The following is an 8,717-nucleotide window of genomic DNA, read 5'->3' as shown; positions in this document are numbered from 1 at the left end:
AGTGCCACAGGCCGTCGCTGCAGGCGAGCATGGTGTCGCCGACTTCGAGGCGGTCGATGTGGTGCAGGGTGAGCGGAGGGTCTTGCAGCGTGCCCAGGCAACCGGTGAGCAGGTTCGACTGCGGGTGCGTGTTGGCCTCGTCCTCGGTGATCTGGCCTTCGTCGACCAGGCGCTGCACGAACGAGTGGTCGATGGTGCGCTTGACCATGTCAGGCCCGCGGAAGTGGTACACGCGCGAATCGCCAGCGTGGATCATGTCGCACTCGCGCGACGGGCTGATCAGGAAGGCGGTGACGGTGCTGTGCGGCTCTTCTTCGGCCGTGATCGCAGTCAGCTTGATCATCAGGTGCGCTTCAAGCACCAGCTGCTTGAGCAGCTCGGACGGGTCGTCCTGGTTCGGGCTGTAGCGATCGAAGAGCTGCTTGGCGGTGAGGATCACCTGGTCGGCTGCCTTGCGGCCGCCGCTCTTGCCGCCCATGCCGTCGGCCAGCACGGCCAGCGCGCAACCTGGGACGCGGTGGTGGGGCAGGATCTCGACCTGGTCTTGCTGATAGGCGCGGTCGCCGCGATGAATGCCGGTGGCCGCCGACAGCCGATAGCCAGGAGGGGTGCTCATGGGCGAAAACTATAATCGGTTTGCCCCATCGTTCCCATTTCGGCTCTCATTCGCGCTCACATGGATGACAACCTGCATTCGCCCCAGCGCCGATTGATCGAGCTCCGAATGGAACACGCCGATCTCGATTCGCTGATCGATCAAGCCTCTGGCGACCGCCCCTTGGACGACCTCGTGCTGCGCCGCTTGAAGAAGCGCCGCCTCATCCTGCGCGACCAGATCGCCAAGCTGGAAGTCCAACTCGAACCGCCCGAACCCGCATGAGTTCCTTGCGCGAAGATGTGGCGCAGGCCTTTGCGCCGGGCGGTGCGTTGTCCCAGGCCGATGAGCGCTATGTCGAGCGCGACGTGCAGCAACGCATGGCACAGGACGTGGCTGCGGCCATCGAGGAGCGGCGTGCTCTGGTGGCCGAGGCCGGCACGGGGGTCGGCAAAACCTTCGCCTACCTCGTGCCCACCTTGCTGTCGGGCCAGCGCGCCCTCATCAGCACCGCGACCAAGAGCCTGCAGGACCAGCTCTTTCTGCGCGACCTGCCGCGCTTGCGCGATGCCCTGCAGGTGACGGCGACGCTTGCGCTGCTGAAGGGCCGGGCGAGCTACCTCTGCCAGCACCGCCTGAACCTGGCGCGCCAGTCGGCCCAGCTGCCCGACCGCTGGGCGGTGCGCACGCTGGCCAAGATCGAGACCTGGTCGCAGAGCACCCGAAGCGGCGACCTGGCCGAGCTCGAAGGCCTGGACGAGCGCTCGAGCGTGATCCCGCTCGTCACCTCGTCGCGCGAGAACTGTCTCGGCAGTGAATGCCCCGAGTACCGCCAGTGCCATGTGATGAAGGCTCGCCGCGAGGCGATGGCGGCCGACGTGGTGGTCGTCAACCACCACCTGTTCTTTGCCGACATGGCCTTGCGCGACAGCGGTGTGGCCGAGTTGCTGCCCAGTGTCGAGGTGGCTGTGTTCGACGAGGCGCACCAACTGGCCGAGGCGGGCGTGCAGTTCCTGGGCACAACGCTGGGCAGCGGGCAGGTGATCGACTTCGCGCGTGATGTGCTGGGTGCCGGGCTTCAGCACGCGCGCGGCTTGGTCCCATGGCAGGAACTGGCGGGCCAGTGTGATTTCGCCGCACGCAACTTGCGTTTGGCCGCTGCCGGCCCCATGCGCGAAGTGCGCGGCTCGCTCAAGCTGCGCTGGGAGGAGCGGGCAGGCCGTGCCGACTTCTCCGAGGCGCTGGAGGCGATCGCCACTGCTTGCACGGCTGCTGGTGCCGGGCTCGAATCGGTGGACGAACTGGCGCCCGATTTCACCAAGCTGGCCGAGCGCGCCACCCAGCTGGCCCGCCAGGCGCGCCTGTTCCGTGGCGAGATCACCCCCGGGCGTGTGCGCTGGATCGACCTGTCGACGCACCAGGCGCGCCTGGTCGAGTCACCGCTCGACATCCGCGAAGCCCTGCGCGAGCAGATGGAAGCGGCCCCCAAGGCCTGGATCTTCACCTCGGCCACGCTGGGTGATGACGAGCGCCTGAGCTGGTTCACCGAATCGGCCGGGCTGGACGATGCCACCACCTTGCGCGTCGGCAGCCCGTTCGACTACCCGGAGCATGCGCGGCTCTACATCCCGGCGGGCTTTCCCAAGCCCAACGAGCCCGGGCACCCCGTGGCCGTGGCGACTCTGGCTGCGCGCTGTGCACGCGCGCTGGGTGGCCGCACCTTCGTGCTCACCACCACACTGCGCGCCTTGCAGACGATCGGCGAGCGGCTGCGCGACGACTTCGAAGCACAGGGCGACAGCATCCAGGTGCTGGTGCAAGGCAGTGCGCCCAAGCGTCAGCTGCTGCAGCAGTTTCTCAACCAGCCACGCTCGGTGCTCGTCGGTTCGCAAAGCTTCTGGGAAGGCATCGACGTGCCTGGCGATGCGCTGCAGTGCGTGCTGATCGACAAGCTGCCCTTCCCACCGCCCAACGACCCGCTGGTCGAGGCACGGGTCAAGCGGTTGGAGAGCGAGGGCCGCAATCCCTTCGCCAACTACTTCGTGGCCGAGGCCGCGGTGTCACTCAAGCAGGGTGCGGGCCGCCTGATCCGCAGCGAAACGGACCGCGGGCTGCTGGTGATCTGCGACCCGCGCATGGCAGGCATGAACTACGGCCGCCGCTTGCGCGAGGCCTTGCCGCCGATGACGCGGCTGGCCAACGAAGGCGAAGCCCTGGCCTGGCTGGAGAGCCTGTCGGCCGCGGCGCTGCCGTTCTGAACTGCGCCTTACTTGGGCGCGGCGGTCGCCGGCAGGGCAGCAATGAAGCTGCTGTTGGGGAAGTTCTGCCGCAGCACACGGGCCGCATCGTCGCGCAACTGATCGAGCCCCAACCTGTCGTAGCCCTGCACCAGGATCGAAAGCGCTTCTTCGGCCGCAGGGGCCTGCTGGAAGTCTTGCAACACCTGCTGCGCGCGGTTCACTGCCGCCAGGTTGGCGCCACGGCGCAGGTAGTAGCGCGCGACGTGGACCTCGTAGGCGGCCAGTGTGTTCACGATGTAGCGCATGCGGATGCGCGCATCGGGCGTGTACTTGGAGTTGGGGAACTGCTCGGTGAGCTGCTTGAACGACTGGAACGAATCACGCGACGCCTGCTGGTCGCGCTCGGAGAGGTCCTGGTTCGCCAGGTTGCCGAACAAGCCGAGGTTGTCGTTGAAGTTGATCACGCCCTGCAGGTACAGCGCGTAGTCGTACGCGGGGCTGGTGGGGTTCAGCTTGAGGAAGCGCTCGACGATCGCCAGGGCCTGCGCCTTCTCGCCGGTGCGGAAGTTGATGTAGGCACGCTCCAGCTGGGCCTGCTGCGACAGCAAGGTGCCGGCGGCGCGGCCCTCGAGGCGTTCGTACAGCTTGAGGGCCCGCTCGTATCCACCGGAAGCCGCTTCGTCGCGCGCCTCTGCATACAATTTCTCGACGCTCATCCCGGCGGTTTCGTCCTTCGGGGTCGTGTTGCAGGCGGTCAGCGCCATCGACAACGCGGCCAACGAAGCCAAGCCCCACGTACGGCCTACCGAGCGAATCCGATCCATGCGCTTCATGCACCGCGGGAGCGGTGCTTCCAGTGAGAGAAGAGAGCGAAGATTATATGGTTCACCCCCTGTCGCCCGCGGAGACGACCCTCCTGGCAGAGCCGGAAGACGACGATGCGCCGGAGCGTCGCTCTGCCGTAATCAGCCGCGAATTCCATGGCTTGCGGCTCGACAAGGTGCTGGTCTCGATGGCCGACGAGTTCTCGCGCAACTATCTGCAGAGCCTGATCGAGCAAGGGCATGTGGCGGTCGACGGGGTGGTGGCCAGTTCGGCTTCCCGCAAGGTACAGGCAGGCCAGCGGGTCGAGATCGAACTCGTTCCCACGCCGGAAAGCCGGGCCTTTCGCGCCGAAGCGCTGCCGCTGCCCATCGTGTTCGAGGACGAGCACCTCCTCGTGATCGACAAGCCGGCTGGTCTCGTGGTGCACCCGGCGGCAGGCAACTGGTCGGGCACCTTGCTCAATGGCGTGCTCGCACACCATGCGGCAGCGGCCACCTTGCCGCGTGCCGGCATCGTGCATCGTCTTGACAAGGACACTTCGGGTCTGATGGTGGTCGGCAAGACGCTGCAGGCCGTCACCGCCCTGGTGCGTGCAATCGCCGCGCGCGAAGTGCATCGCGAGTACCAGGCTCTGGTGCATGGCCATCTGATGCAGGCTTCTTTCCGCATCGACGCACCCCTGGCACGCGATCCGCAGTCGCGTGTGCGCATGGCCATCGTGCCAAGCGGCAAGCCCGCGCAGACCGACGTCACGCGGGTGGCGATGGCCGAGACGGAGGAGGGTTGGGTGACGGCCGTGCGCTGCAAGCTGCACACCGGGCGCACCCATCAGATTCGCGTTCACCTGGCGTCGCGCGGGCACCCGTTGGTGGGTGATCAGATGTACGGCGGGCGGCCCGCCCTGGGGCTGCAGCGCCAGGCGCTCCACGCCGCGCGCCTGGGGTTCGTGCATCCGCAAACGAATGAAGCTCTGTGGTTCGAGGCCGAGCCGCCGGCCGACCTGGCCCACGCTTGGCAACAGGTGGATACGAGACGTGGCGGGCTCTGACGAGGTTCGATACAATGCGCAGCAACCCCTTCCCTGGCGCATGAGCGTTCTACGCTTCGCACTGTGCCCGCCAACGGAAGTGACCGCGCCGATAGTGGCGCGACGAGTGGTTCGCCGCGATGAACGCATCGAACCTTGAGGTCACCCACTGAGCAGCCCTTGACGTGGATCCGCCGCCAGCCGGCCTGTCCCTGCGAAAGCTGCTGTGAAAGAGCCCGATCCCAGAGCACCCTCTGGCTGTCCTGACCGAGGATACAGACGAAGTCCATGAACACACAGGATGCAAAGCGCGTCCTCGAAACCGCGCTCATCTGCGCGCAGCAGCCCTTGCCTTTGAGGGACATGCGCACGCTATTTGCCGATGAACTGGGCCCCGACAGCCTTCGGGCCTTGCTCGACGAGCTGATGCGCGACTGGGAAGGTCGCGGCGTGGAACTGGTGGCCTTGTCCACCGGCTGGCGCTTCCAGAGCCGCCCCGAAATGCGCGACTACCTGGACCGGCTCAACCCGGAGAAGCCGCCCAAGTACTCGCGCGCCGTGATGGAGACCCTGGCCATCATTGCCTACCGCCAGCCCGTGACACGTGGCGACGTGGAAGACATACGCGGCGTGACGGTGAGCAGCCAGATCATCAAGCAGCTCGAAGACCGTGGCTGGATCGAAGCCATCGGCTACCGCGAAGCGCCGGGTCGCCCGGCGCTGTTCGCCACCACGAAGCAGTTTCTCGATGACCTGGGCCTGGCCAGCCTGGAGCAGTTGCCCATGCTCGAAGGTGCGCTGCCTCATGCCGAGGCGCTGGGCGAGGCGCTCCCCGACCAGCCCTCGCTGCTGGAAGAGCCTGCACAAGCCACGCTGGTTCTGGAGGATGAAGTCGTGCCGGTGGAAGAAGCCTCCGCGGCAACCGAGGCAGAGCCGGCGCAGGCCGCTGCCGACCAGCTGAGCGAAGTCGTGCAGTTGACCGAAGAACCCGCGCGGGCTGAAGACACCGAACCGGCGCCACAAGAACTTTCCTCCGACCCCGAGTCTGCGGCCGCTGCCGCTCCGATGGATCCCCAAGCATGAATCACCCCGACGACGACACCCAGGCCGGTTTGACGGGCGCACCCGCAGACACGACGCAGGCGGAGGCCAAACCTGCGCGCCGCCGACGCGCGCCCAAGGCTGACGCGGTGGCAGCTGAAGGAGACGTCGTCGCGGCACCGGCTGAGGCGACAGAAGAATCTGCAGCCGCCAAGCCGGCACGCAAGCGCCGCTCGCCTGCAAAGGCGGCTGAGGCGGCAGCTGAAGCGCCGGCTGCGGCGGAGGTTGTTGCCGTTCCGCCGGTTGTTGCCGAGGTCGTGGAGGCGCGAGCTGCGTCGAGCGAACCCGCCCCGGAACAGGCGACGGCTGGCAGCGAGGCCGAAAGCGACGAAGGCGGTGCGGGACCCGAAGACCGCCCGCGCTCGTCGAGAAACCGTCGCCGTGGCCGCAACAAGGATCGCCAGCGCGCAGAAGAGCGCGAAGGCGGCGGTGACGGTGTGGCTCCCGCTCAGGCGGTGGCCGCCCAAGCGGGTGAAGTGTTTGCGCAGGTGCTGTCGGGCGACTTCGACGTGGAGGCACCTGCTGCCGACGAAGAGCCTGCGGAGGAGTCCGCCGAGCACAAGCGCGTGCTCGCCGCCGAGCCCGATGCCCCCAAGTTGCACAAGGTGCTGGCCCAGTCGGGCATCGGTTCGCGCCGCGACATGGAGCAACTGATCGAAGACGGCCATGTGACCGTCAACGACGAGCCTGCCCATGTCGGCCAGCGCATCTCGTTCGGCGACCAGATCAAGGTCAACGGCAAGCCGGTGCGCGTGCGCATCGTGCCGCCGCCGCCGCGCATCATTGCGTACCACAAGCCCGTCGGCGAGGTGGTCACGCACGACGACCCGGAGAATCGGCCGACAGTGTTCCGTCGCCTGCCGCGGCTGCAGCAAGGCAAATGGCAATCGGTGGGCCGCCTGGACCTCAACACCGAAGGCCTGCTGCTGTTCACCACCTCAGGCGAACTTGCCAACCAGCTCATGCACCCGCGCTTCGGCGTGGAGCGCGAGTACGCCGTGCGCGTGCTGGGCACGCTGAGCCCGGAGGACAAGAGCGAACTGCTCAGTGGCGTTGACGTCGAGGGCCAGACGGCCAGCTTCAAGTCGATCGAAGACGGCGGAGGCGAGGGCGCCAACCACTGGTACCGCGTGGTGATCACCGAAGGCCGCAACCGCGAGGTGCGCAAGCTCTTCGACGCTGTCGGCCTGACGGTCAGCCGCCTGATCCGCATCCGCTACGGCACCGTGGTGCTGCCGCGCGGCCTCAAGCGCGGCGTGTGGGTCGACCTCGACGAGAACGACGTTCGCACCATCCGTCGGCTGGCCAGTGGCGGCGGCAATGAACAACAGCGCGCCGGCAACAACAACCGCAACGACCGCAATGGCGATCGGAACAACAACCGCAACCAGCAGCGCAACGAGCGCGGTGGCCGCGGCAACGACCGGGGCCAGCGCGGCCAAGGCCCGCGGCCGGCGGGCGGGCCGAACCCCATGCCCGCGCAGGCACGCGACAGCGGGCAGAGCGACTTCGACCGCGACGACGAAGACCTCGACTTCGACCCGAGCAAGATCCCCAACCCGCTGGAGCAGACCTTCGACAAGCGCTTCGTGCAAGGCAAGTCGCGTGGCCCCGTCGGCGGCGCGGGCTTCGGCCGCGGTGGCGGTGGCTTTGGACCCGGCGGCAGTGCCCCCCAGCGTCCGCAAGGCGGCAACAAGAAGGGCGCTCCGCGTGAGCCAGATCCTCTGCAGACCTCGGTGGGTTACATCGGTGCCGACGCATTCCGCAACAAGGGCGGGCGAGGCGGTGGTGGCCGTGGCGGCAATCGCGGTGGCGGTGGTGGTGGGGGCGGGTTCGGCGGCGGGGGCCGGCGTGGCCGCTGAAGCTGCGGGTTGACACGAAGGAACTGCCCTTCAAGCGTTAGAATCCAAGGCTTTGCCAAGTGCTTGATTCAGGAGAAAAAATCATGGCGATCGAACGTACGCTTTCCATCATCAAACCCGACGCGGTCGCGAAGAATGTGATCGGCCAGATCTACGCCCGCTTCGAAGGCGCCGGCCTCAAGATCGTGGCCTCGCGCATGGCCCACCTGTCGCGCCGCGAGGCCGAAGAGTTCTACGCCGTGCACAAGGCTCGTCCCTTCTTCAAGGATCTGGTCGACTTCATGGTCTCCGGTCCGGTGATGATCCAGGTGCTGGAAGGTGAAGGCGCCATCGCCAAGAACCGCGACCTGATGGGCGCCACCGACCCGAAGAAGGCCGAGAAGGGCACCATCCGCGCCGACTTCGCCGACAGCATCGACGCCAACGCCGTGCACGGCTCCGATGCGCCCGAGACCGCCGCCGTCGAAGTGGCGTTCTTCTTCCCCGGCATGAACGTCTTCAGCCGCTGAGGCCTGAACCGGGCATCGCCTTGCGCCTCGGGTGAGGCATTGCCCGCAGCCCAGCGCAAGGAACCCTCATGACACCGGCCAACCTGCTCGACTTCGATCTCGACGGTTTGGCCGCGTTTTGCGAGCAGCTGGGTGAGAAGCGCTTTCGCGCCACCCAGTTGTACCGCTGGATCCACCAGAAGGGCGCGGCCGAGTTCTCGGCCATGTCCGACCTCGCCAAATCGCTGCGCGACAAGCTCGCCGGCGTGGCGGTGGTGCAGCCGCTGGCCATGCTCAGCGAGCAGGCCTCGACCGACGGCACCATCAAGTGGCTGTTCGACGTCGGCGGCGGCAATGCGGTCGAGACCGTGTTCATCCCCGAAGACGACCGCGGCACGCTGTGCGTGTCATCCCAGGCCGGTTGTGCGGTCGGTTGCCGTTTCTGCTCGACGGGGCACCAGGGCTTCAGCCGCAACCTCACCACCGGCGAGATCATCGCCCAGCTCCGGCACGCCGAGCACCGCATGCGCGCCGAGCTCGGCCTGAAGGCCGGCGAGCGGGCCATCAGCAACGTGGTGA

The 8,717-nt window shown here is 67.2% G+C and carries 8 protein-coding genes and 1 pseudogene; 7 read left to right on the top strand and 2 right to left on the bottom strand.

All coding sequences use genetic code 11. The features are described 5' to 3' along the window. The coding region (locus tag VFL64_RS18835) for a PP2C family protein-serine/threonine phosphatase (RefSeq protein ID WP_489541916.1) at positions 1-616 on the bottom strand (616 nt) is incomplete at its 3' end. 60 nt (positions 617-676) lie between these two features. On the opposite strand from VFL64_RS18835, the gene VFL64_RS18830 reads away from it, so the two are divergent. Beyond that, positions 677-880 carry a YdcH family protein gene (locus VFL64_RS18830; RefSeq protein WP_489541915.1) on the top strand — a complete coding sequence of 68 codons (204 nt, stop codon included), beginning with the start codon at positions 677-679 and terminating at the stop codon, positions 878-880. After that, entirely contained in the window at positions 877-2,853 is a 1,977-nt protein-coding gene (yoaA, locus tag VFL64_RS18825) for a DNA repair helicase YoaA (RefSeq protein WP_489541914.1), read from the top strand. Before VFL64_RS18830 ends, yoaA begins: the two co-directional genes overlap by 4 nt. An 8-nt stretch (positions 2,854-2,861) precedes the next feature. On the opposite strand, the gene VFL64_RS18820 is transcribed toward yoaA, so the two are convergent. Continuing rightward, positions 2,862-3,659, bottom strand: a complete 798-nt coding sequence (locus tag VFL64_RS18820; RefSeq protein ID WP_489541913.1) for an outer membrane protein assembly factor BamD — start codon at positions 3,657-3,659, stop codon at positions 2,862-2,864. A gap of 56 nt (positions 3,660-3,715) precedes the next feature. Between VFL64_RS18820 and VFL64_RS18815 the strand changes: the two genes are divergently transcribed. The 5 genes and pseudogenes from VFL64_RS18815 to VFL64_RS18795 form a co-directional block, all read left to right on the top strand. Continuing rightward, on the top strand, positions 3,716-4,708 hold the full coding sequence (locus tag VFL64_RS18815) for an RluA family pseudouridine synthase (RefSeq protein WP_489541912.1): 993 nt from the start codon (positions 3,716-3,718) through the stop codon (positions 4,706-4,708). 267 nt (positions 4,709-4,975) lie between these two features. Next, on the top strand, positions 4,976-5,770 hold the full coding sequence (gene scpB / locus VFL64_RS18810; protein ID WP_489541911.1) for an SMC-Scp complex subunit ScpB: 795 nt from the start codon (positions 4,976-4,978) through the stop codon (positions 5,768-5,770). Beyond that, positions 5,767-7,650, top strand: a complete 1,884-nt coding sequence (locus tag VFL64_RS18805) for a pseudouridine synthase (RefSeq protein WP_489541910.1) — start codon at positions 5,767-5,769, stop codon at positions 7,648-7,650. Before scpB ends, VFL64_RS18805 begins: the two co-directional genes overlap by 4 nt. 83 nt (positions 7,651-7,733) lie before the next feature. Beyond that, a complete protein-coding gene (gene ndk, locus VFL64_RS18800; protein WP_489541909.1) occupies positions 7,734-8,159 on the top strand; it encodes a nucleoside-diphosphate kinase in 426 nt (141 codons plus the stop codon). 68 nt (positions 8,160-8,227) lie between these two features. Further along, a pseudogene (locus VFL64_RS18795) lies at positions 8,228-8,717 on the top strand (23S rRNA (adenine(2503)-C(2))-methyltransferase RlmN); the annotation flags it as partial.

The sequence above is a fragment of the Rhizobacter sp. genome, from assembly GCF_035702065.1.
Lineage (GTDB): Bacteria > Pseudomonadota > Gammaproteobacteria > Burkholderiales > Burkholderiaceae_C > Rhizobacter.
This window is presented reverse-complemented; position numbering and strand designations above follow the sequence as displayed.

Excerpts from the sequence above, each read along its gene's own strand:
- ndk (WP_489541909.1), top strand. The coding sequence starts at position 7,734 with ATGGCGATCGAACGTACGCTTTCCATCATCAAACCCGACGCGGTCGCG.
- VFL64_RS18820 (WP_489541913.1), bottom strand. The coding sequence starts at position 3,659 with ATGGATCGGATTCGCTCGGTAGGCCGTACGTGGGGCTTGGCTTCGTTG.
- VFL64_RS18815 (WP_489541912.1), top strand. The coding sequence starts at position 3,716 with ATGGTTCACCCCCTGTCGCCCGCGGAGACGACCCTCCTGGCAGAGCCG.
- VFL64_RS18805 (WP_489541910.1), top strand. The coding sequence starts at position 5,767 with ATGAATCACCCCGACGACGACACCCAGGCCGGTTTGACGGGCGCACCC.
- VFL64_RS18830 (WP_489541915.1), top strand. The coding sequence starts at position 677 with ATGGATGACAACCTGCATTCGCCCCAGCGCCGATTGATCGAGCTCCGA.
- yoaA (WP_489541914.1), top strand. The coding sequence starts at position 877 with ATGAGTTCCTTGCGCGAAGATGTGGCGCAGGCCTTTGCGCCGGGCGGT.
- scpB (WP_489541911.1), top strand. The coding sequence starts at position 4,976 with ATGAACACACAGGATGCAAAGCGCGTCCTCGAAACCGCGCTCATCTGC.